Genomic DNA, 23,328 nt, shown 5'->3' on the forward strand with positions numbered 1-23,328 from the left:
GCAGATCAGCTCTCGGCGCGGCGCAGCTTGGGCGTCGCACCGCGCGGCGCTTCGACAACAAGGTCTGGCCGGACGGGACCGGGCGCGGCAATGTGAGGGCCCTGTACCAGAGTGATACCATCCTCGAGCAATTCAACGATCTGGCGTTCACTGGCGATGCCGGTCGCCAGCAGCACGACTTCGAAACGCGCAACATAGTCGGCGATATCGGAGGCATGGAAATCGGTAAAGCTCTCGGGTGCCTCAATGAAACGGGCCGCATCGACGCGCAGCGACCGCACATTCTGAGCGGCCATTTCGGCAACATCAACGCGCAGTGATTTGACGTTGACGATGGAGAAGCCCGCGCCCTTTTTGGCGACGGCGTCGGCAATTGCGCGCTCAGCCGTGCTCATGCCCCGCCATTCACTCTCGGCAATGGCAAAGATCAGACCTTCGGCGATGGCCCGATTGGCCTCAAGCGAAGCAAGCAATTGCTCGGAAGACGCAGAATCGCCAAGCGAAGCACGCGAAAGCGGAATGTAGAGCGTGATGGGTTGACCGCTGGAGCGGGCGCGTCGACAAATGGTGATTGCCTCAACCAGACCAACACCTTCGACGTGGCGCAGCACATCCTGACCGTTGCGGCGCGGCGCGAAGTCTGCGTAATCGGCCAGATCGCCATCTTCGAGCATCAGGCGGGGCACCAGATCATAACCCTGGGGACGACGCTGGGGTAGCGTAACAACAGGCTGGATGTGATAGACGAGCCGATTGTCGGCTAGTGCCTGGCGCACCATTTCAAGCGGAATCGAAGGTTCAGGCTCGCGCGCTGGCGGTGCCGATGGTGGCGGGACGGCTGCCGCGATCATGCGCTCGCGCCCGGCGGGCTGAGGCTTGGCGGCACGATCCTCGATCTCGGCAACTGCCTCGGCAACCTGTCGGATCACCGTACCCAACACGGAAATATCGGCTTCAACGCCATCAAGGCGCTGGTCAGCATTGATATCAGCCATGGCATTGATGCGCTGGCCCAGCACTGCGCCGGCCTGAGCATCCGTTGCAAGAAGACGGGATAGGTCTTCGATGGCGCGTTCCAGCCGGTTTTCGGCGCGCTGACGCAACGTGCGTTCAAGCAGCACCACGAAGACACAGCCGACAACCACGGCAGCAAGAATCGCCTCGGCGGGCGTAAACGTCAGCCCAAAATAGGCTGTCGCGCCGACGCCGGCCGCAGCAAGGGCGATAAACGTGTAGACCAGTGCCTGCACGGGCGGACCTATGAACCCTTTGTAATCGCCGGGATTCGGCTTCCCCTCATAGCACCGCGTCGGGTGCTGCAAAAGGCGAACGCCGCCTCTTCCAAGGCTAATTGCGTCTCATCAGGTGGAAAACAGCTTCCAGGCCCGCGAGAAGAAGCGCTGGAACAGTATCAACTGCGCTGCACCCCGTGCGGCAGCGGAAGCGCCCATGCGGCCCATTTCGACAGCAGGATGATCTGCAGTGAGTGAGGGCAGCAGGTGGAGATGGTGCACAACGCGCTCGTGTAAACGTTCAACGATATCGCGCGGCATGATGCCATCAACGATGGCTTCGTCCACCTCGATCACGGCGCGTGTGTTGATAATCGCCTTGGCCAGTGCCGAGCCAGCCTTGTCCAGCCATTGTGTGGCGACAGGCTCGAGCGCATCCCAATCCCAGTTGAAGGGGCTGCCAGTGGGCACATCCATCCCCGCCTTAGTCAGCATGTGCTGCAGAGCCATGATCGAGGCGACCAGATGGACAAATGTCAGATTGCCTTCATCGTCGCATATCAGGATCGAGCCGAGATTGGCGGCGTGGCCTTCGCCCTCCCAGAGCTCACCATTGGCGACCAGCCCACCCCCGACAAATGTACCGACCTGAAAATAGGCCAACCCACGAGGCCAGGGAGCGGCGTGTGCGATCACTTCGGACCAACAGGCTGCGTTACCATCATTGTACCAATGCACAGGCAGATCGACATCTTTGGCAATGCGTTCGACCAGATCGATGTCACGCCACAGAGCGGCCTGCTCTTCAGGGGCGTCCACCAGGCCAATATTGCGACCAATATGAGAGGGGCTGGCCACACCAATACCGGCAAGGCGTGAGCGCTGAACATCGGTCAAGCCAGAGCGAATGGTGGCTACTTCTGCAGCGATATCGGAAAACAGGGTACTGGCATCGGGATAGGCGTAGCTGCGGCGGACGCTGGCCAGCGTCTTGCCGGACATCTCGATCACCAGCACTTCAAAATGCCGCCAACCGACTTCAATGCCAATGGCCACGGCCCCATGCGGGTTGAGAAAAAGTGGGGTTGCGGGCTGGCCGCGCCGACCGCGCAAGACTTCGCCGCGAATGACCAGGGCGCGGGATTCCAATTCAGCCACAATGCGCGAGGTGGTTTGTGGTCCCAATCCGGACAATCGCGCGACGTCAGCATTTGACGCCCCAGGATTTAGCGCAAGCAGGGTGAGTACAGCCCGCTCATTGGTTATTCGCACGCCCGACTGAGCAACGCCGCGCGACATTGGATTGATATCAGTCGTTTCAGAATCCTTTTGCATGGAGTGACTTAAACGACTGCGACGACCCGGATCAAGCACAATGCATTTTTTCATTCAGCGAAATGCGGAACGGAAAATTTACCCTGATGAGAAACAATTGGCATAACACCGGGATAGCCGCGGCGGCGGCGACAAAACCGGAAACGAACAAGTCCAAACGCGAGGTCCGGGCCGCATGGCGATGCAGAATCGAAGCAATGGTGATGCCAGCGGCAGACTATTGCTGATTGACCGGGACAATGCACAGGCACAGCTGATCGCTGAATCGCTGGCGCAATGCCTGGATCAGGCCGCTCGAATTACAGTGGTATCAGGCGGAAAGCCCGCGGCTGAACTGCTGCGCGACGGCACCTTCGACATCGTATTGGCGGATTTATCGAGCCTGAGCGACCTCGCAGAACATAGCGATGACGCAGTGCAGCGGCTTGTGCGGCTGGCCAGCGGCGCCTTGCTTGTCGCGCTGTCGGACGGTGTTTCGGTATCATCGGCGGTTGGCGCGATGCGCGCGGGCGCCCATGATTATGTGGCCAAACCCATCAATGGCCCAACCATGGCCGCCCGCATCGGCGAATTGGCGCAACGGCATGGCAAGTGCCGGTCGCTGGGCATGGAAGCCCGCAATGCCGCCGGACTCAGCGATTTCGCCGGTTTCATCGGTGCTTCGAGCGCGATGCAGTTTGTCTATGAGCAGATCGGCCGGATCGCGACATCATCAGCCCCCGTGTTCATCACCGGCGAAAGCGGCACCGGCAAGGATGTCTGTGCTGAAGCATTGCACGCCAAGGGCCAACGCGCCGGCAAGCGCCTGGTGGCCATCAATTGCGCGGCGATCCCGCGCGATCTGATGGAAAGCGAGTTGTTCGGCGTGGCCCGGGGCGCGTTTACCGGCGCCCATGAAGATCGCAAGGGCGCTGCCGAACTGGCTGACGGTGGCACGCTGTTTCTCGACGAAATCGGGGAAATGGACCTGTCGCTGCAATCAAAATTGCTGCGCTTCCTGCAGACCGGAACGCTTAGTCGGGTCGGCGAAGCTGGTGTTCGGCATGTCGATGTGCGGGTGATCTGCGCGACCAATCGCAACCCCATGCAGCTTATTGCGGAAAAGAAGTTCCGCGAGGACCTGTTCTACCGGCTGCATGTATTGCCAATTCACCTGCCACCCCTGCGCCAGCGCCCCACAGATATCATGGTGCTGGCGCGACACTTCCTGGCGCGTTACGCAACCGAAGAGCACAAGAGCTTTGGCGATTATTCGGCCGAGGTCTCCAGTATGCTGACAGCGGCTGAATGGCCCGGCAATGTGCGCCAACTGCAAAACCTCGTACGCCGTCTGGTGGTCATGTTCGATGGCGGCGAGATCACGGCGACGATGCTGAGCGCGGCAGATATTGAATCACGTGGCGTGACACCAGCGGTTGATACCCAGCCCCGCAGCGAGCGTCGGCCACCTATCCTGCCAATGTGGCAGCAGGAACAGCGCATCATTGAGGATGCGATCGCTCGTTTCAGCGGCAATGTCTCGCTTGCTGCAGCAGCGCTGGAAATCAGTCCGTCGACCATTTATCGGAAGCGGCAAGGCTGGTCGGAACTGGCGTCAGCGAGTTAAGCCCCAAGCGCGATCACAAGAGACAAAATAAAGAGCATGCTGACCAAAGGTGTCATGACCCAGCGCTCTGACACACTGCGTGAAGCGGCATTTCCCACTATGCCCAGCAGGTAGAAGACGACTACCGCCCAAGCGGCAGCGTCGATCCAGTCCCCTATTGGCAAGAGTTGCAGCACGTGGGCCTTCTGCATCTGGATGGCCAGCAAGCCAATATAGATGAGAATGGCTGCAAGGCTACCGACGCGCAAAACGACCGGTAAACGACCATGCTGTCCACCCCAGGCAAACCGCCCCCAGGGGACTCCCACGGCAAGTGCTGCCTGAAAAACGGCCAGGCCGGCCAGCAATATTGCGCTGATGTATGCTGCAACCACGTTCATCGATATTCCTCCACGATCACACCCGTGACAGCCGATGCCAGAATGAAGGCTGGCAGGAGAGCTTCAAGGCGTGCTGGCCTCACGGGATTTGGCACGGTCGAGCCCAAGATAGTGTTCGCGCAAAATCACGGCGATGCCCGAGGCGACAATGATCAGGGCGCCAGCGATCATTGTAATGGTGGGCACCTCCGCGAACACCACCAGACCGATGATGATAGTCAGGATCAGCGAGACATATTCGAACGGGGCAATCACCGACATGTCCGCGTAGCGATAGCAGGAGGTGAGCAGCAACTGCCCTACCCCGCCGGCGAAACCTGCGCCGATAAGCAGCACCGCCTGTTCAGGCGTCGGTTTGACCCAGCCCAACGGGATGGTGAGCAACGACAATAGGCTAGCGCACATGAAGAAGTAGATGACGATCGCCTCGGTACGCTCGGTCTGGACCAGCTTTCGAACCTGCATCATGGCGAATGCAGAGAACACCGCTGCCCCCAAGGCTGCTGCTGCACCAATGGTTTCGCTGTTGCCAATCGGCGCGCCGCTGGAGAACAGCGTCAGGCGCGGCCACAAAATGATAACCACACCAACCAGGCCAACCAGTACAGCGGTCCAGCGGAAGACATGCACACGCTCTTTGAGCAGCAAAGCGCTGAACACCACGATCAGCAGTGGTGCCGCATACCCAATCGCAGTGGTCTCAGGGAGCGGTAGCCGGGTCAACGCAAAAAAGCCCATGCCCATCGAGCACACGCCAATAAAGGAGCGCAGAACGTGGCCAAGGGGATTGCTGGTGTGCAGGGCCGTGCGCAGTTTCCGCCGCCAGGCAAGATAGGCAATCACCGGAATAATGGCGAAGAAGCACCGGAAAAAAACCAGTTCACCCGCCGGTACGGTTTCGGTCGCCTTGAGCAGCGTGGCCATCACCACGAAGCAGCATACTGACAAAACCTTGAGCACGATGCCGCGCAGGGGACTTCCCGCATTGAGCGTGCGGTTGGGCGCAACGGTCGCTTTGGGAGGGGACACGATCAACTCGTGGCTGGGATAGCGGCATGGGGTAGAGACCGGCGCAGCACATGGGTGGCGCGCCGGGTGAGAAATCAGCCTTTGGCTGCTTCGAGCTTTTCCTTGGCCATGCGCGCGGTAGCGAATGCCTTGTGTTCGGGGCCGACAGCGCTGCCGGTCTTGACCACCTTGCCGGTGGCGTCATGAAGTTCCCAATGCCAGTTGGCGTTGGGGCCGCTGCCGCCCTTGAGGCGCAGCTTGATTTGAAGCGAGTTATCCTGGGTCATGAAAGCCTTATGGCGCAGCTTGGCGCGGCGTGGAAGGGGGTGGATGAAAAAGATGCTGCATGCCGCATGTCAACTGGCGCTATGGCGACGGCTTTAGACCTCTGACAACCTGACTTCGATCCGGTCCCCCCAAAAGGCGAGCATGTCACGAATAGGTTCCACCAAAGGGCATGGATCGGGATAGTACCAGACCTGATCCGTTCCGGTTGCCGTCAGGGTCTTGATGGTGCAGTACCAAGCCTCACCCTTATACGGGCAATGGGTGCGGGTTTCCGTTTCCTCGAGAATGCCAGGCTGGATATCCTCGCGCGGAAAATAGATCTCGTAGCGGTGACCCCGGCTCATCGAGTTGCATGGCTTTGGTAGAGCTGGCGATCTCGGCGCCATCGAACAGTACGTGCGCCCGCCCCTTAATCGGCGAGATCTTGATATCCTTGTCGAGACATTGTGCTGTCATGATTGCCTGCCATCTCTGGGTTTGTGGGTTGAATAATAACAACGCACGAGGGTGATTGCGGTTCACCCGACCTTGACTCTGCAAAGGCTCAATCCTATATCCCTGCCACCTGTTAGCACTCTCCTTGTGTGAGTGCTAACAGCTCAGAAATTGCATTCGAAATGCTGCTATAGGAGCAAATCATGGGCTTCCGTCCTCTGCACGACCGCGTGGTCGTCCGCCGCCTCGACGGCGAAGAAAAGACCAAAGGCGGGATCATCATCCCCGACACCGCCAAGGAAAAGCCATCCGAGGGCGTCATCGTCTCGGTTGGCCCAGGCGCCCGCGACGACAACGGTAAAGTGACCGCACTGGACGTCAAGTCCGGCGACCGCGTGCTGTTCGGCAAGTGGAGCGGCACCGAGGTCAAGGTCGACGGTGAAGACCTGCTGATCATGAAGGAAAGCGACATCATGGGCGTGATCGAAGGCTAATCGCCTTCCACCCTCATTGTCCTCAACTCATTTCAAGGAGCGCCTCACATGGCTGCTAAAGAAGTAATCTTCTCCACTGACGCACGCGACAAAATGCTGCGCGGCGTCAACATCCTGGCCAATGCGGTCAAGGTGACACTGGGCCCCAAGGGCCGCAACGTCGTGATCGAAAAGTCGTTCGGTGCTCCACGCATCACCAAGGACGGCGTCACGGTTGCCAAGGAAATCGAACTGGAAGACAAGTTTGAGAACCTGGGCGCACAGTTGCTGCGTTCGGTTGCTTCCAAGACCAATGATATCGCCGGCGACGGCACCACCACCGCGACCGTTCTCGGTCAGGCCATTGTTGTTGAAGGCGTCAAGGCAGTTGCCGCCGGCTTCAATCCAATGGATCTCAAGCGCGGTATCGATCTGGCCGTGGACGAAGTTGTTGCTTCGCTCAAGTCCAGCGCCAAGAAGATCACATCTTCGGCTGAAGTTGCCCAGGTCGGCACCATCTCGGCAAATGGCGAAAAGGCCATTGGCGACATGATCGCTGAAGCCATGCAGAAGGTCGGCAATGAGGGTGTTATCACCGTCGAAGAAGCCAAGACCGCTGAGACCGAACTCGATGTCGTTGAAGGCATGCAGTTCGATCGGGGCTACCTGTCGCCTTACTTCGTGACCAATGCAGAGAAGATGACTGCGGTTCTGGACGATCCGCTGATCCTGCTGCACGAAAAGAAGCTCGGCAACCTGCAGGCTATCCTGCCGATCCTGGAATCGGTTGTTCAGTCGCAGCGTCCTCTGCTGATCATTGCTGAAGACATCGAAGGCGAAGCTCTTGCGACCCTGGTCGTCAACCGTCTGCGCGGCGGCCTCAAGGTAGCGGCCGTCAAGGCTCCTGGCTTCGGCGATCGCCGCAAGGCCATGCTCGAAGACATCGCCATCCTGACCGGTGGCCAGGTGATCTCGGAAGACCTCGGCATCAAGCTGGAAAACGTGACCATCGACATGCTGGGCACTGCCAAGCGCGTTGAGATCACCAAGGAAACCACCACCATCGTTGATGGCGCCGGTTCCCAGGATGACATCCAGGGCCGCGTTGGCCAGATCAAGGCGCAGATCGAAGAAACCACTTCGGACTACGACAAGGAAAAGCTGCAGGAACGTCTGGCCAAGCTGGCCGGCGGCGTTGCCGTGATCCGCGTTGGTGGTTCGACTGAAGTGGAAGTCAAGGAGCGCAAGGATCGCGTCGACGACGCTCTGAACGCTACCCGCGCTGCCGTTGAAGAAGGTATTGTTGCTGGCGGCGGTGTCGCTCTGCTGCGTGCTTCGAACGCCATCACCGTCAAGGGTGCCAATGCTGATCAGGACGCTGGTATTGCCATCGTTCGTCGCGCTCTGCAGGGCCCTGTCCGTACCATCGCCAACAATGCTGGCGCTGAAGGTTCGGTCGTTGTCGGCAAGATCCTCGAAAACACCTCGGTCAACTTCGGCTACAACGCCGCGACCGACGAGTACGGCGATCTGGTTGCGCTGGGCGTGATCGATCCAATGAAGGTGGTTCGTACTGCCCTGCAGGATGCCGCTTCGGTTGCTTCGCTGCTGATCACCACTGAAGCCCTCATCGTCGAGGCTCCCAAGGCTGACGCACCGGCCATGCCCGGCGGCGGCGGCATGGGCGGCATGGGCGGCATGGGTGGTATGGACTTCTAAGAAGTCCGACCCAGAAAGCTTTGGAGTTCGTTTCTTCCCAGTCACGGACTTCACGAGAAAGGCGCGGTGGCAACACCGCGCCTTTTTCCTTGAACCCTACCGAAACCTTTCCACGACATTAAACATGGCGGCCCAAAAGCTGTTCCAGCCTGCTTGTTAAGACCCGGTTAACTGGACCCAACACTTTGTTGAGGCGACCAGTTTTTTGGTCACAACCACAAGGAGCGGCATGTCGACAATCAGTGGCATAGGCGCACAATCAGCTTCACAGCTGACGCGCAACGCCTTCCAACCACCAAGCTTTGCCCGCTTGGACAAGAATGGCGATGACAGCCTGACGTTGAGCGAACTTGAGCTCAACGTCCCAAAGGGTGCATCGAGTGCGCAAGGCAAGAGCCGCGCGGAAGCTCTGTTCTCGGCAATGGACTCTGACAGTAACGGTAGTGTCACCAGCAGCGAGAAAGACGCGTTCGATGTCCAGATGGCCAATCGGCGGCAGACCATGGCGTTCATGGCTCAGCAAATGTCAGCGCCATCAAACGCAGATATCTTCGCCGACACCGACACAGATAGTGACGGCTCGGTGAGCCTCGCCGAGTTGGGTGCGGATGATGCTGCCACTTCGATCAGCAGTGAAGGACTGCAGAAGCTGTTCGACCTGATTGATGCAGATGGCGATGGCTCGATCACCGAGAGCGAAAGCTCGACCTTTCTCGATTCCGTCAAAGCCGCGCTAGAAGACACAGCGGGTGCGACCGGCGAACCAACTCGCGGTGGACCACCGCCGGGTGGCCCTCCTCCAGGCGGGCCGCCGCCCGGTGGGCCACCACCGGCAACCGCAGAAGATGACGAGACCACGGACGGCACGACGACGAGTTTGTTGGCCACTGCCCAGAATGCCTACACAGCAAGCGCACAACAGACACTGCTCGAACAGTTGACATCCATCTTCAGCACCTCAGCATGATCAGGTCGGGGGCGTACGCGCCCCCTCAACCATTTCAGCATGCCCGTTGCACATGTTAATGCCCCTGCAAGAGCTGCGTACAGCTAGCATGAGCAAAACTGAGGGGACGATTCGATGCGACCACCAAGAAGGACGGGTAGCGCGCTGGACAATGCCGAGGCAGCATTCAAGGCGGCGACGAGTAAGCCGGTCGAGACGGCGCCAAAGGCCAAGATCATTCCCGAAGGCAAGGAAATGGTGTCGCTGCGGCTGGACCGTGCTGTGCTGGAGCATTTCCAGGATGATGGCCCGGGCTGGCAGGACCGCATCAATGACGCACTGCGCGCAGCCGCCGGGCTGGACGAGGTTTAACCCCTACCCTAGCGGAAGAACAGCAGGCGCAGGGCCAGGGCGATCGAGACCACAACGACCAGTGGCCGGATCAACCGGGCGCCGAAGCGAATACCTGTGCGCGCACCAATGTAGCCACCCAGCAATTGGCCTGCCGCCATGGCCAGAGCGGCAGGCCAGACGACATCGCCCGCAGTGATGAAAATCGTCAGGGCCGCCAGATTTGAGGTGACATTGAGGATCTTGGTATTGCCTGAGGCTCTGGTAAGCCCGAGACCGAACAGCATTACGAAGCCGATGGTGAAGAACGAGCCGGTCCCCGGTCCGAAGATGCCGTCATAGAACCCGACAGCGAAGCCCAGTAGCGGGACAAACCGATGGAACGGCAGACGCGCCGCCTTGTCGACGTCGGACAGGTTGGGCGCGAAGAGGAAATACAGCGCAATACCAATCAGGGCGATCGGCACGGCGATGTTGAGCAGGCTGGTGTCGATCTGCTTGACGATCAGCGCCCCGCAGAAGCTGCCGGCATAGGTCAGCGCAATGGCGGGGATCAGCGCTGGCAGATTGATGAAGCCACGGCGCCAATAGGTGAACGCTGCCATCCCGGTGCCGAACACCGATTGCAGCTTATTAGTGGCCAGGGCGGCGACAGGTGGCAGACCTGCAGACAGCAAGGCCGGCAGCGCTATCATGCCGCCGCCGCCTGCTATGGCATCAACAAAACCGGCCAGCAGACCGACGCCAGCCAGTGCCAGCAGAACCAGAGGATCGAGCATGATGGATCAGGTCCGATCCAGTTCGCGCCGGCGCTGCATCGGGTCGTCAGGCGTTGGCACCTCGGCGACGCGCCGCTCATAGATGGGGATATTGATCATGGAGGACATGAAGCCACTCATCATCAGTTGGAAGCCCGACACCAGTGCCGTCATGGCAAGGATAACCGGGCGCATGGTCCTGCTCGGATTGAGTGGGCCGAAATCGCGCACGGCCCATTCTCCAACCCCCAGACCAGAGCGGCAAAACCGATCATCATGAGCAACACCGCAACGAGCAGAGTACGCTCTAGGGTCAGCCCCTCAAGCAGGCGGTCATAACTGCCTGATCGCGGTATAAAACCGTAGCGCGAGGCAAAGCGACGGCCAATCACAGCAAAGGAAATAGACTGCAGCCCCACAATGATACAGAGCGCTGCCACGAGGAATGTGTGGACATCGAAACTGACGCCGCCCAGGCGCAAAGGACCGGGCAGCAGAATGGCACCGACTAGCAGGCCCAGGCACAACAGGGCAATGCCGGGATAGAGAAACAGCCAGCGCGGTGAGAACAGCAGCAGAAAGCGCAAATGGCGCCAGCCGTCGCGGAAAGACCGCAAATGGGGAGGTCGGGAACGACCATCCTTGGCCAGGGTGGTGGGTACTTCGCGCACATCAAGGCGTGCCAGCGTCGCTTTCACCACCATTTCGGAGGCGAACTCCATGCCGGTGGTACGCAGGTTGAGGTTCAGCACTGCGGCGCGCGAAAAACCGCGCAAGCCGCAATGAAAATCGCGGATCGGGGTCCGGAACAGCAGCCGACCCAGTGCGCTCAGGACCGGATTGCCAATGTAACGATGATGCCATGGCATGGCGCCAGGCGCGACACCGCCTGCAAATCGGTTGCCCATGACCAGATCTGCCCCGTCGCGCAGTTGGGCAACGAAGGCATCAAGGCGGGAAAAGTCGTAGCTGTCGTCAGCGTCGCCCATGATGATGTAGCGGCCGCGTGCGGCGTTGATGCCTCCGGCAAGAGCGGCGCCGTAGCCGCGCTCCTCGATGGGGACAACGACAGCACCTGCCGCTTCAGCAATCTTGCGCGATCCGTCTGTGGAGCCATTGTCGGCGATCAGCACCTCACCCTTGATGCCGGATGACTGCAGAAAGCTGCTCGCCTTGGCGATGCAAATCGCCAAGGTCTCTGCCTCATTCAGGCACGGCATCAGTATGGTCAGCTCAAGTTGCTTCGCCAAGTTGCCCCCCAGGCAAGAGTGGCACAGTTGTGCCGTGAATCGGCGGGTCGTGGCAATCGGGCCGGCGGCCGAAAATGCCGCCTGTTGTCAGAGGCCAGAACTCACGCCGATGTCGCCGAGAACCTGCTCCAGCGTGGCGCGACGTTCTGGGGACCAGTCTGCAGTTCGCGAAACGATAAGGCAGGCTTCACTCCTGAGCATCACACCATCTTCAAGCACACGCAGACCATTGGCGGCGAGCGTGGAGCCCGTGGTGGTGATGTCGACCACGATATCGGCAACCCCTGATGCCGGGGCAGCTTCGGTGGCGCCCAGACTTTCAACCGTGCGATATTCGGCTATGCCGGCCTTGGCAAAATGCTGGCGGGTAATGGTGATATACTTGGTGGCGATGCGCAGCCAGCGACCATGGCGGGCGCGGAAGTCCGACGCGACATCGGCCAGATCGTGCATGTGGGTGACATCAATCCAGGACTCAGGGACAGCGACAACGCAGTCTGCCTTGCCAAAGTCGAGCTTGCTGGCGATCGACACGCTGGCCGGGCCGGTCTCACTGGTTTCGTGAATAAGGTCGAGCCCGGTGACGCCGACATCGATATTGCCGCGGATCAGTTCGCGGGCAATTTCAGAGGCTGGAAAGAAGCGCACGGTGACATCGGGCATGCCCTCGATAGCGCCGAGATAAGAGCGCGCGCCGCCGGGGCGGGTAATGGTCATGCCTTTGGCGGCAAACCAGTCGCGTGTCAGTTCTTCCAGACGCCCTTTGGAGGGCACGGCCAGGGTAATGCCGGTCATGATGCGACCTCCGCTTCGAGACGATCAACCCAGACAGAACAGCCGGAGGCGGCGATGGGTGCAGTGGCGCCGAGGCGTTCTAGCAGACGATCATACTGGCCGCCCGAGGCGAGAATTTCGCCGCTGGGACCGGTGAGTTCAAAAACGATACCGGTGTAGTAATCGAGGCGTGGCGAAAAACTGGCGTCAAAGCTTACCCTGGCTTCGCCCAGGCCATTGAGGTGGCGGCGCAGGGCACGGATGGGGGCACCAAGCATCAGCTTGTGCTGAGCGGCCAGTGCCTCAATCTGCGTGAGTGCCTGCAGCACGGAGCCGGAAATAGCCAGATAATCACGCAGCAATTTGAGCGTTTCAGGCGGCACATGCGCCGCGTCGAGCGCCTGCTGCTCAAGATAGCGATCAGCGATTTCGTCTGGCGTACGACCTTCGGAAAGGCTGAGACCCGACGCCACCATCTGCGCTGTGACATCTTCGACCAGTTCTTCGCGACTGGGCTGAGCCTCGCGCGGCATGTCGGGTGCTGCCTCAAGGCGTGTCAGCAGCCGATTGAGCGCTTCGGTGTGACCGAAGCGGTTGCGAATACGTGGACGCCAGGCGTCAGGCATGTCGGCCTGGGCCAGCAGGCCCTCGAACAAGCCAACGCCACCCAGACGAACCTGCGGCGCGACACCAAAAATCGACAGCGCCGCGCGGGCAAATGTCAGCACCTGATCAAGCGCAACATCGCCATCGGGCTGGGCCAGCAACTCGATACCGGCCTGGTCGAATTCGGCTGCGCCGGTTTCGCGCTGGCGGAAGATGGGGCCGAGATAGGAGAAGGCTGCCGGCTTGCCGACACCATCAGCGATGTAGGCCTGGGCAATCGGCAGGGTGAAATCGGGGCGCAGACAATGTTCGGCGCCGGTCGCATCGGTCGTCAGCAACAGCCGACGCCCGAACTCTTCACCTGCCAGATCGAAATAAGGATCGGCCGAGAGCAAGAGCGGCGGCGTGGCGCGGGTTGCACCCTGCGCCTCGACCAGTGCCTCAAGATTGGCGCGACGGAGCGCTGCGCCGCTCATTGTTCGCTCAGCAGCTGCTGGATGGCGGAGACGAGGTCTTCGCGCTTGATTTCGAACTGGCCGGGGCGCGCCGCTTTCCATTCAGCATTGTCTGTGATCTCGGCAGCAGCCTGTTTCCCGGCCACCAGATCTTTGACCTGCAAAATGCCCTGCTCGCGTTCCTGACTGCCCTCGATAATGACGGCTGGTGCGTTGCGCTTATCGGCATAGGCGACCTGCTTGCCGAAATTCTTGGTGTTGCCCAGGAACATTTCGGCGCGAATGCCGGCCTTGCGCAGATCGGACACCATGGCCTGATAGCCGGCGGTCTGATCCTTATCCATCACCAGCACGACAACGGGGCCAACAGGCTCGGCTGCGTCGAGATTACCGGTGAGCTTGAGCGCGCTGGCCAGACGCGAAACGCCGATCGAGAAGCCGGTGGCTGGAACGGGTTCGCGCCGGAAGCGTGAGACCAGACCATCATAGCGACCGCCACCGCCGACCGAGCCGAAGACGACGTCTTGGCCCTTTTCGTTCTGTACCTTGAAGGTCAGTTCGATCTCAAAGACCGGGCCGGTGTAATATTCGAGGCCACGCACCACCGATGGGTCGAGCATGACGCGATCACCAAAGCCGCTGGCCTGGACCAGACCGAAGATGGTGGCCAATTCCTGTACACCGGCCATGCCAGCGTCAGAACCACCAATCAGACCCGCCAGTGTGTTGATGGTGCCCACAACATGGGCATTGCTGCCGCGCTCCACGCCGTTAGCGGGTTCACCGCTGGCAACATAATCGAGCAGTGGTTCAATCTGGTCGGGGGTTAGACCCGCGCCCTTGGTGAAGTCGCCGCTTTCATCCTTGCGACCCGCACCGAGCAGCAGCCTGACGCCGTCGGCGCCGAACTTGTCGAGCTTGTCAATGGCGCGCAGCACGGTGAGCTTCTGCTCGTCGGAGGTGACGCCAGCGGTGGCGAGGACGCCGTCGAGCACCTTGCGATTATTGACCCGCACGACGTACTGGCCCTGAAGGCCCAACGCATCCATGACGTCGGCCATCATCATGCACATTTCCGCGTCGGCCTCGGGGCTGGCGGAGCCGACCGTATCGGCGTCAAATTGCATGAACTGGCGGAAACGGCCCGGACCGGGCTTTTCATTACGGAACACATAGCCCTGACGATAGGAGCGATAGGGCTTGGGCAGGGTTTCAAAGTTCTCGGCAAAATACCGGGCCAGCGGCGCTGTCAGATCGTAGCGCAGGCTCATCCACTGCTCGTCATCGTCCTGCAGAGAGAACACGCCGGCATTGGGCCGATCGGTATCGGGGAGGAATTTGCCGAGGGTTTCGGTGAGCTCAAGCAGCGGGGTTTCGACGGGATCAAAACCATAGCGCTCATAGACCGCCTTGATCTTGTCCATCATGGTGCCAACCGCAGCGATTTCGCCGGGCGTACGGTCTTCAAAACCGCGTGGCAGACGCGGGGCAATCAGCTTGGCTTTTTCGGTCATTTTGGCGGTCCTGCTGGGTCGGGGTGTTGTTAGCGGATCAAGGTGTTCGAGACAACAGCCGCGCCGATGCTCCGGTCCATTCGGTGAATGGCCGGGTATCGAAAACGGACGGTCCCCGAGACGGTGTTTCGCCTCTGAGTAAATTTTAGGGAGGCGAAAACCGCCTCGGGGCACCGGTTTTTTTGCCCCGACCGTATGGCCAAACCCATCGCTCGCAGGCCGGCTGCCCAGTCTCGCACTCGTACGACTGCAATGCCGCACGCCGGAGCTGTCCCGCCTCTGTCGCCTGCAGGCCGCCCGTGCGGGAGAGATGGGACCATGATAGGCACGCTTTGGGTTGCGGGGATAAGGGGGATAGACGCCACACACATTGGTCAATCTTCACCCCCTCCCAACTGCCATGAGCGCGATGCGCGAATGGCAGCTGGTAGGGTGATGTGCAGCAATTGGGGCGACAGCCGAGCGTGATCAGCTGTCGCCTTGATCTAGATGCCCGGCCTCTTCAGGGGATCGGGGATGCCCGAATTGTGCGGGGCGTTGTACCAGTAGCTCGGCACATCGAGCGGTTGCAGGCCGACATCGGCCCGCAGGTAGTTGGGCAGATCAGCCGGGATACGGGGCCGGTTCCACCAGGCGCCGACAGCGGCACCGACAACGGAGAACAGACCGCGCTGATACACTGCATCTGCGATAGAGAACTCAAGGCGCAGCACAACGCTGCCCTCGGGAAGAGAGTTTTGCGACATGATAATGCCCGGACGCGGAAACGACCGGCCTTCTTGTTGGGGTGAGCGCCTGATGGACTGAAACGGAATCGCGGGCGACCCGGATTCAAGGCATCAAACAGTTCTGGTCAGGGAGTGTCCGCAGTCAAAAGGGACTGCACTGGCTTGGACGCTAGTGGCGCGCGCAATGCCATTTGCCATGACCTGTATGGAGATCAAACATGACTGTCATGTAGCTGCCTCCCTCAGGTTGGCTGTAGTGGACGAGTGTTCTCTAGCTCACGGCAAAGTGAGCCGCAAGCGAGCATGTGGCGGGATGTCGCACTAAGCTGCGATTGTTGCGCGATAGCAACAGTTTGGCCGCGCTGCGCTCAGCGCGTCGGCATGGGGCGAACCAGCGCATTGCGCTGCGCTTCGACTTCCGAGCGGCAAAAACAATCGATTGTATGGTCGTTTACCAGACCCATGGCCTGCATGAATGCGTAGCAGGTAGTGGGACCGACGAACTTGAAGCCACGTTTGCGCAGGTCCTTGGAAAGCGCATGCGAGGCGTCGGTCTCAGCAAGCTTGCGCAGGGCGTCCCAGCTCAGATCATCGGGACGGTGTTCGGGCCGCGTCTCAAAGCCCCAGAAATAAGCCGCGAGAGAGCCAAACTCGGCCTGAATTTCGAGCGCGCGCTGGGCATTGTTGATGGTGGCTGAAATCTTGCCGCGATGGCGGATAATGCCCGCATCCTGCAGCAGGCGCTCGATGTCGGTCTCGTCCATAATGGCGACTTTGGGAATGTCGAAGTCATGAAAAACAGCGCGGAAGTTCTCGCGCTTGCGCAGAATGGTGATCCAGGAGAGGCCTGACTGGAACCCTTCAAGGCAGATCTTTTCGAACAGGCGGGTGTCGCTGATCACAGGACGCCCCCACTCGACATCATGATAGTGTTGGTAGAGCGGGTCGTCACTGGGCCATGGACAGCGTGGCAAGGCAGAAGAGTGCTGCAAATCTGACACTGAGTTTGACATGGGTGGCCCACCTTCACTATCGAATGAGGGGCATTGCTTAGACCGCAATCGGATCAATTGGAATTGCGGAAGACGGTATTGTGGCGAAGACTTTGCCACGGTGACAGACGGATGCAGGGAATTGAGGGTGCGGCAGTGATTATTCCGGGTCGATTGCGCGCACTGGTTGTCGATGACAACACCTATGCCCGCGCCATTTGCGGTGCGAGCCTGAAAAAACTCGGCGTCACCGACATTACCGAAGCCGATAACGGGGCCGAGGCGATACTCGCGCTGATGACCGCGCCGTTCGATTTCATGGTGATGGACTGGTATATGCCCGATATCAGCGGCGCGGGCCTGATGCGCGTGCTGCGCGATATTCGCTTCGGCGCCCCCAGCAATACCCCGGTGATCCTGATGACGGGCTATGCCAGCCGGGATAATGTCGCTCTGGCGCGCGAACTGGGGGTCAACGAAGTTTTGGTCAAGCCGTTCACCACAACGCAACTGGGTATCGCCGTGGGACGGGTTCTGGGGCAGTCGCAGCAGGCCGGCGGAGATGACGCGGTGTTCCTCTGACCCGTTAAGGTTTGAATAACCATTGGCGTCACCAAAGACTTAACTACGCCCGTTCACCGCAAATTCGACAATTGAAGCCATCGTTACCACCAAACACCGGCCAGTCGCTGGCAGTAATTGTGAGTGGGACAATGGGAAACACAATCTTGGTCAAGAGTGCGCTGGCGCTGTTGCTGAGCGTATCAATGGTCATGCCAACCTCCAGTGCCGGGCTGCAGCCTGGATGGCGGTTTGCTCCCCCACCGGGCATCACCATTACCCAGTCCAAGCCGCGCCACGCGCTGGCGATGCAGGCCAACATGGCCGTGCATCCGATGTATCTGCGTCAGGTGGTTCAGTACCCCACACATGAGAGCAGCGGCACGCTGGTGGTCGATACAGGCGCGCATTTCCTGTATTTTGTGCTCGGTGACGGGCGGGCGCTGCGCTACGGCATTGGCGTGGCCAAGTCGGGATTTGAATGGCGGGGAACCCACCGGGTATCGCGCAAGGCCGAGTGGCCAGGCTGGACGCCGCCAGCGGAAATGCTGAAGCGTCGCCCCGACCTGCCCCGCCATATGGAAGGCGGCCCGGATAACCCGCTGGGCGCCCGTGCGCTTTATCTGGGCTCCACTTTGTACCGCATTCACGGCACGACCGAGCCCTGGAGCATCGGGCAGAATGTGTCCTCGGGCTGCATCCGTATGACCAATGCGGACGTCATAGACCTTTACGGACGCGTCAAACTTAATAGCAAGGTGGTTGTCCTTTAATAAGGATTTCTCGCGACACTCATGCTTGCTCCAAACCGGGGCAGCCAGCCTATGGGTCCTGCATGATGCGTCAGTCTTCCAGCCTTATCACCCGCTTCAAACGCGACGAGCGCGGCGCCTTCGCCGTGATCTTTGGGCTGATGGCGATCGTCCTGATCGCTTTGGGTGGCGCGGTGGTCGACTATGTGTCGATGGAGCAGGTGCGCAATCGCGGACAGATTGCACTGGATGCGGCAACGCTTGCGCTGCAGCCTGAGATTTTCAAGGTTCCCGTCAATGTCGCTGACATCAAAGAGCGCGCCGAGGATCTGGTACTGGATCGACTGGGCGGCGAATTTGGCGTGACTGCCAGCCTGCTGGACCCCACCGTGGACGTGGCCAATGGCACGCTGACGCTGGAAGCACAGATGAGTGTGCCCACAGTGTTTGTGTCGCTGGTTGGCGTCAGCAAGCTTGATGCCCGCATCCGCTCGCAGGCCACCCGGCGCATGCTGGATGTCGAAGTTGCCATGGTGCTCGACAATTCGGGGTCCATGGGCGGCAGCAAAATGAGCAACCTCAAGACTGCAGCCTGCAACGCGGTCAATATTCTGTTTTATGATCGCGATGGCTTAGGCTGCAAGGTTCCGACGGGGGTCTCCAAGAACGAGAACGTGCGGATCGGCGTGGTGCCGTTCACCGCCCTGGTCAATATCGGCACCCAGTTCAAGAACGAGGCATGGCTGGACTGGACCAGCGCCTCGCAGGTGGCCGCCTATGGCGAGATTCTCAATTTCGATGATGACGACAACGAAAACACCAAGTTCACCGGGCCGATGGACCGTCGCACGCTATTTAATGAAACCAAGACAGACTGGCTGGGCTGCATTGAGGCGCGCGTCTCGCCTTATGACACCACTGATGATCCACCGGACATCGCCGAACGCAAGTTCATTCCACTATTTTCGCCCGACACGGTCTACAACAATAACAACAACTACCTGTCGGACAATGGCGGCACCTGCCAGCTCAAGACCTGCACCCAGGAAAAGACCCAGAACAGCTGCTATTACAGCCGGTGGAGTGGTTGGACCTGCTACGGGTCCACGAGTTACAAGTACACCAAGCGCGTGGGTAACATGACGACCAATCTGGGTGCGGCGTCCTGCCTGCCGTCTAACCCTGTCGAGATTTCCTCGTCGTCCAATACTGGTTCGACGACCACCACGACAACCGTCTACAGCCTGCTCACCGAGCGCGAACTGCAGAGCCGACTGTGCAAGTATAATGGCACCAATGAGAACTCGAGCCGCACCAATGACAATTGCCCAACGGCAAAGGTGCTGCCACTGACTGACCAGCCAAAGTCGGTGCTCGACAGCATCAACGCGATGGTAGCCAGCGGTAACACCAACATCCAGCAGGGCACTGTATGGGGCATGCACGCCCTAACATCTGGCGAGCCGCTGATCGAAGCCAAACCCATGGCGCCTGGCCAGGTTTCCAAGGTGTTGATCGTGATGACCGATGGTGAGAACTACCCTGATCTCGGCCCCGGCGATTCCGACATGAATGGCAGCAGCTATTTTTCCTGGGGGTTTCGTTATGACGAACGGATCGCGCCCAAGAATGAAATCAATACCCGGGCCAAGCTGACCAGCGTGATGGATGATCGCACCATCGCTGCATGCGAATATGCCCGCGAAAATCGCGACATCGATGTGTACACGATCGGGTTGGGCTCGAACAATGCGACCAAGGCCATGCTCACCGCGTGCGCCTCGGGCGAGGAGTATGCCTACTTCCCCAACAGTGCCAACGAGCTCAATGACGTATTCCGCGCCATTGCCGGTCGTCTGGCAGCACTGCGGTTGTCGCTGTAACAATCTTGGGGGGGGTGGTACCGCCTCTCCGGATTGAACGGAGGACCTCTAGATCCACAATCTAGCGCTCTAACCAACTGAGCTAAGGCGGCACATTTGCCTATCAGGGGATCGCCTTAAGCTTGCCCCGAAAGCGCGCGGAACATAGGGCGAGAATCTCGGGATGACAAGCACCCATTTTGCACTTTTTGCCCAGCTCTGCCAGAGCGCGGTGATCAGTGGAAAACTGTCTGGCGCGATCGGGCGCTGACCTTTTGCAAACCATTGGTATTTAACCATGACCGGCGAAGCTGGGCCCTGAGCGCCCCGCCGCTATGGACCGTGCGCAACCCGCACTATATTGAAGAATACTTAAGGTTCCGGGCACAACTGTGCCGGAATGGCACAATAAGTTGCCGCCAACCCGGGACGGAGAAGACGCCGGTTTATGGATGCTGAGTGGATCACATCGCCAAATGCACGTCGCGTGCTACAGCATGCCGCAGACCTGCGGCCGGCTTGGCTATGGTCGCAAGACGGGCAGACCCTGATCTGGCAGAATCCTGCGGCCGGCCTGTTTTTGGCCAAGCTCAAAAAACATGGGCTGAAGCTGGCGCCGCCAGCGGTGCCGATCAAGGGACAGGTTGCGCGCAATATCCGACTGGGCTCACCGGGCCGAACGAGCCTGGCCCGGATCCAGTTTCTGGCCGGTGAAAAGCCGGCTTCGTCCACCTGCGCTACGACACCGCTGGTGTGGGAGAACGGGCAGAATGTTCTTCTGATCGTGGGCGTGGATCCCATTGCCGATGACATTGTGGCCGCTGCCGAACAAAGTGGCGCCCTGCAGGACGAGACCGACGCCGCTCTGGAGTTGGAAGAGCGCGTTGAGGCCGAGACCCACACCGGCGAAGTTACGCCAAGCCAGGATGCGGCCAACCAGAGCACATCCGGCATCGACAGAGATGAAACCCCCTCCACTGACGCGATACAGGCTGAGGTGGATAGCGCTGGCGATGACGTGGCTGCGTGGACGGTAGAGAACGACCACAGTATCGAGGTGCCAGAGGCGCCTGAAGAGCCGCCCCTGAGCGATGATGAGCAAAGCCATGTTGAGGACAACGCCTATGCACGTGAACTCGACAGCTGGCGTGCGGCCGAACAGGACGGTCAGCCGAGCCTGAGTGTAGCCGATAATGCGACCGAAGCCAGCGAGCCTGGATATAACGGGGTCGTTGATGCGGCAGACGCCGTAGCCGACAGCGCAGAGCCCGAGACTGAGACTGAGACATCGGAAACGCCTGAGCCGTCTGCTGAAACCAGTTCGACCAGCAGTCGTCTTAGCCGTCTGGTGGATCAACTGGCTGCCGACGACGCGCTCTATGCGCCGCTGACCGATGAGGATGACGCGCTGCTGCAAACGCCACAGCTAGAGGACGCCGCACCTGATCTGGACGTTAGCGAGACTCTGGACGATATCGCGGCAGACGAGATCCATGCCGATGCGGAGACCGATCTGTTCCGTGTCACGGGTCGCGGCTTTGTCGCGGAGCCGCAGGAACAGACGGAGGAAGAAGCTGATCAGGCGGACTTGAGCGCACTGGACGCCCCTCACGATGAACCTGCCGACGACGCCAGCGAAAACGACCCCGTCGAAACGTCAGCGGATGAGGAGTCGAACGGCGCGAACGATGCCGCGCAACGGCTGAGCGCGGCCATGGCGGAGATCGAACCGCCACAGAGCAAGGACCCCGAGATTGTCGAGCGTGTCTCCCGCTACAATTTCGACGAGCTGTCGCGCATCCTCAACGACCGTGTAGGGGATGCCAACCAGCCAGTGCAGCGTCAGGCGCCGGTTACCCAGCAAAGCGCGGCTCTGGTCAGCCTGGGCGGTGAGACGCTGGTGCTCAATCGCCTGCCACTTGGCATTCTGGTGTTCCGTGACCAGCAGATCCTGTTTGCCAATCGGGCAATCACGGAGATGGTCGGTTACGACTCGGTAGAGACGCTGCGCGAGGCCGGACTGGCAGCGGTGTTCCCGGCAGCAGGTCCTGACGAGCACGATGCCGGCCCGGTCAATCATCTGGTGCAGCGTGACGGGACATTGGTGCCCGTCACCGCGCGGCTGCAGTCAATTTCCTGGCACGGGCGCCCGGCCCTGATGCTGTCGGCCAGCGGCACCGAGGTGCGTACTGGACATGAAGGGGCGGTCAACGCATTTGCTCAATCACTGGCCGATGTGCGCGGCGATGGCTTTTTCGAAGCCAGCCGGACTGGCGTGGTGAGCGCCATCACGCCCAAGGCCAGCAGCCTGCTGGGTCACAGCGGCCCGGTCGAAGGCAAGCCACTCACCGGGCTGATAGCCGGTAGTGACATTGCCGCCCTCCGCGCGTTTCTTGAGCGGCCGGCCCGGTTTGCCGAGACCGCACGGCCTGCCCTGTCCTTGCGGGCAGCCAATGGCAAGGCCGAGATTTCGCTGTTCGCCCAAGGTCAGGCCGGTGTGGTCACGGGGTATTTCGGCTTTGTGCAAGGGCGCGATCTGGCACCGACGCGTCTGAGCGGTCCGGCCGAAGCCGATCCGGCGCTACTGGGACGCATCAGCCGCGGTGTGCGGCGGCCCCTGAACACCATCATCGGCTTTGCCGATTTGCTACGCAATGCGGGCGGGGATACCCAGCCCGGCCAGCTTGAAGGCTATGCGCGCGATATCAGTGCCGCAGGTCAGGACATCGCCTCGCTGGTGGACGAACTGGACGATTATGCCCGCCTGCGCGATGGCCGGTACCTGCCGCAACGCGCCAGTATCGAATTGACCGAGATGCTCGAGAACTGCGTGCTGCGCATTCGTCAGCATGCCAGCAATGCCCGAGTGTTTGTGCGCAATGCGATTTCGGAAACCCTGCCCCGGCTCACCGCTGATCGGGCATCGCTGGAACAGGCCGTGCTCAACCTATTGGCCAGCGCCATCGATCAGAGCCCCAATGGCGGGGCCGTGGTGATTTCTGCTCAGCGCGAAGATGGCGGCGGCATTGCCGTGCATGTGCGCGACAGTTCGGTGAACGCTGTCGATATGGCAGAGCGCTTCGTGGTGTTTCGCGATGGTACGGGGCGTGACGGCAAAATGCTGGCGCCGGTGCGCTCAAGCGTTGGACTGGCGCTCACGCGCTCGCTGCTGGCAGTCAATGCGTTCTCGCTCAGCGTAGACCCGGCCGGCGAAAAAGGCATGTTGTTCACGCTGCGCATTCCCCCCGATCTGGTCGAAACAGATCCCTCGACTGACGTCGCTGAATAGACCAGCGCCAATGC

21 protein-coding genes, 1 tRNA gene and 1 pseudogene are annotated in these 23,328 nt (G+C 60.2%); 9 read left to right on the plus strand and 14 right to left on the minus strand.

Annotated elements, in window-relative coordinates; all coding sequences use genetic code 11:
* Positions 1-5 precede the first annotated feature (5 nt).
* Both AC0L37_RS13980 and AC0L37_RS13985 read right to left on the minus strand, forming a co-directional pair.
* A complete protein-coding gene (locus AC0L37_RS13980; protein WP_282222932.1) occupies positions 6-1,250 on the minus strand; it encodes an EAL domain-containing protein in 1,245 nt (414 codons plus the stop codon).
* A gap of 111 nt (positions 1,251-1,361) precedes the next feature.
* Positions 1,362-2,567: an ROK family transcriptional regulator gene (locus AC0L37_RS13985; RefSeq protein ID WP_473313147.1), complete on the minus strand. Its 1,206-nt coding sequence runs from the start codon at positions 2,565-2,567 to the stop codon at positions 1,362-1,364.
* A gap of 175 nt (positions 2,568-2,742) precedes the next feature.
* On the opposite strand from AC0L37_RS13985, the gene AC0L37_RS13990 reads away from it, so the two are divergent.
* Positions 2,743-4,173 carry a sigma-54-dependent transcriptional regulator gene (locus AC0L37_RS13990; RefSeq protein ID WP_249327661.1) on the plus strand — a complete coding sequence of 477 codons (1,431 nt, stop codon included), beginning with the start codon at positions 2,743-2,745 and terminating at the stop codon, positions 4,171-4,173.
* Here the strand turns inward: AC0L37_RS13990 and AC0L37_RS13995 are convergent.
* From AC0L37_RS13995 to AC0L37_RS14010, 4 genes are all read right to left on the minus strand, one after another.
* Positions 4,170-4,553 (minus strand): hypothetical protein, encoded by a 384-nt coding sequence (locus AC0L37_RS13995; protein ID WP_282222930.1) that lies wholly within the window; start codon positions 4,551-4,553, stop codon positions 4,170-4,172. The genes AC0L37_RS13990 and AC0L37_RS13995 overlap by 4 nt on opposite strands.
* A gap of 63 nt (positions 4,554-4,616) precedes the next feature.
* Positions 4,617-5,477, minus strand: a complete 861-nt coding sequence (locus tag AC0L37_RS14000) for a DMT family transporter (RefSeq protein ID WP_473315420.1) — start codon at positions 5,475-5,477, stop codon at positions 4,617-4,619.
* Between the two features lie 179 nt (positions 5,478-5,656).
* Positions 5,657-5,848 (minus strand): hypothetical protein, encoded by a 192-nt coding sequence (locus tag AC0L37_RS14005; protein WP_212658904.1) that lies wholly within the window; start codon positions 5,846-5,848, stop codon positions 5,657-5,659.
* A gap of 93 nt (positions 5,849-5,941) precedes the next feature.
* On the minus strand, positions 5,942-6,193 hold the full coding sequence (locus AC0L37_RS14010) for a DUF427 domain-containing protein (protein ID WP_282222928.1): 252 nt from the start codon (positions 6,191-6,193) through the stop codon (positions 5,942-5,944).
* A gap of 294 nt (positions 6,194-6,487) precedes the next feature.
* Here AC0L37_RS14010 and AC0L37_RS14015 point away from each other — a divergent pair, with 294 nt between their 5' ends.
* From AC0L37_RS14015 to AC0L37_RS14030, 4 genes are all read left to right on the plus strand, one after another.
* Positions 6,488-6,778, plus strand: a complete 291-nt coding sequence (locus AC0L37_RS14015) for a co-chaperone GroES (RefSeq protein ID WP_212658906.1) — start codon at positions 6,488-6,490, stop codon at positions 6,776-6,778.
* 48 nt (positions 6,779-6,826) lie between these two features.
* Positions 6,827-8,476: a chaperonin GroEL gene (gene groL, locus AC0L37_RS14020; RefSeq protein WP_212658907.1), complete on the plus strand. Its 1,650-nt coding sequence runs from the start codon at positions 6,827-6,829 to the stop codon at positions 8,474-8,476.
* A gap of 310 nt (positions 8,477-8,786) precedes the next feature.
* Positions 8,787-9,443 (plus strand): EF-hand domain-containing protein, encoded by a 657-nt coding sequence (locus AC0L37_RS14025; RefSeq protein ID WP_282222927.1) that lies wholly within the window; start codon positions 8,787-8,789, stop codon positions 9,441-9,443.
* A 114-nt stretch (positions 9,444-9,557) separates the two neighbouring features.
* Positions 9,558-9,794, plus strand: coding sequence for a BrnA antitoxin family protein (locus AC0L37_RS14030; protein ID WP_212658909.1), 237 nt, complete (start codon positions 9,558-9,560; stop codon positions 9,792-9,794).
* Between the two features lie 8 nt (positions 9,795-9,802).
* On the opposite strand, the gene AC0L37_RS14035 is transcribed toward AC0L37_RS14030, so the two are convergent.
* From AC0L37_RS14035 to AC0L37_RS14065, 7 genes and pseudogenes are all read right to left on the minus strand, one after another.
* On the minus strand, positions 9,803-10,552 hold the full coding sequence (locus AC0L37_RS14035) for a TSUP family transporter (protein ID WP_212658910.1): 750 nt from the start codon (positions 10,550-10,552) through the stop codon (positions 9,803-9,805).
* Positions 10,553-10,558: 6 nt separating this feature from the next.
* Positions 10,559-11,751 (minus strand): annotated as a pseudogene (locus tag AC0L37_RS14040) (glycosyltransferase family 2 protein).
* A gap of 117 nt (positions 11,752-11,868) precedes the next feature.
* Positions 11,869-12,576: an ATP phosphoribosyltransferase gene (gene hisG, locus AC0L37_RS14045; protein ID WP_212658912.1), complete on the minus strand. Its 708-nt coding sequence runs from the start codon at positions 12,574-12,576 to the stop codon at positions 11,869-11,871.
* The gene (locus AC0L37_RS14050) at positions 12,573-13,637 is read right to left on the minus strand and encodes an ATP phosphoribosyltransferase regulatory subunit (protein ID WP_212658913.1); all 1,065 of its coding nucleotides are present in this window, start codon (positions 13,635-13,637) and stop codon (positions 12,573-12,575) included. The genes hisG and AC0L37_RS14050 overlap by 4 nt, the downstream gene beginning before the upstream one ends.
* Positions 13,634-15,130, minus strand: a complete 1,497-nt coding sequence (hisS, locus tag AC0L37_RS14055; RefSeq protein ID WP_282222924.1) for a histidine--tRNA ligase — start codon at positions 15,128-15,130, stop codon at positions 13,634-13,636. Before hisS ends, AC0L37_RS14050 begins: the two co-directional genes overlap by 4 nt.
* 485 nt (positions 15,131-15,615) lie before the next feature.
* On the minus strand, positions 15,616-15,876 hold the full coding sequence (locus AC0L37_RS14060; protein WP_269368083.1) for a hypothetical protein: 261 nt from the start codon (positions 15,874-15,876) through the stop codon (positions 15,616-15,618).
* Between the two features lie 350 nt (positions 15,877-16,226).
* Positions 16,227-16,871, minus strand: a complete 645-nt coding sequence (locus tag AC0L37_RS14065; protein WP_282222923.1) for a DNA-3-methyladenine glycosylase I — start codon at positions 16,869-16,871, stop codon at positions 16,227-16,229.
* Positions 16,872-16,982: 111 nt separating this feature from the next.
* Here AC0L37_RS14065 and AC0L37_RS14070 point away from each other — a divergent pair, with 111 nt between their 5' ends.
* From AC0L37_RS14070 to AC0L37_RS14080, 3 genes are all read left to right on the plus strand, one after another.
* Positions 16,983-17,432: a response regulator gene (locus AC0L37_RS14070; protein ID WP_282222922.1), complete on the plus strand. Its 450-nt coding sequence runs from the start codon at positions 16,983-16,985 to the stop codon at positions 17,430-17,432.
* A gap of 185 nt (positions 17,433-17,617) precedes the next feature.
* Positions 17,618-18,184, plus strand: coding sequence for a L,D-transpeptidase (locus AC0L37_RS14075; protein WP_427857086.1), 567 nt, complete (start codon positions 17,618-17,620; stop codon positions 18,182-18,184).
* Between the two features lie 62 nt (positions 18,185-18,246).
* A complete protein-coding gene (locus AC0L37_RS14080) occupies positions 18,247-20,046 on the plus strand; it encodes a pilus assembly protein (protein WP_282222920.1) in 1,800 nt (599 codons plus the stop codon).
* A gap of 15 nt (positions 20,047-20,061) precedes the next feature.
* Here AC0L37_RS14080 and AC0L37_RS14085 read toward each other — a convergent pair.
* Positions 20,062-20,138, minus strand: a tRNA-His gene (locus AC0L37_RS14085).
* A gap of 335 nt (positions 20,139-20,473) precedes the next feature.
* On the opposite strand from AC0L37_RS14085, the gene AC0L37_RS14090 reads away from it, so the two are divergent.
* Positions 20,474-23,314, plus strand: a complete 2,841-nt coding sequence (locus AC0L37_RS14090) for a sensor histidine kinase (protein WP_282222919.1) — start codon at positions 20,474-20,476, stop codon at positions 23,312-23,314.
* Positions 23,315-23,328 lie beyond the last annotated feature (14 nt).

It is taken from the genome of Devosia sp. J2-20, from assembly GCF_055808475.1.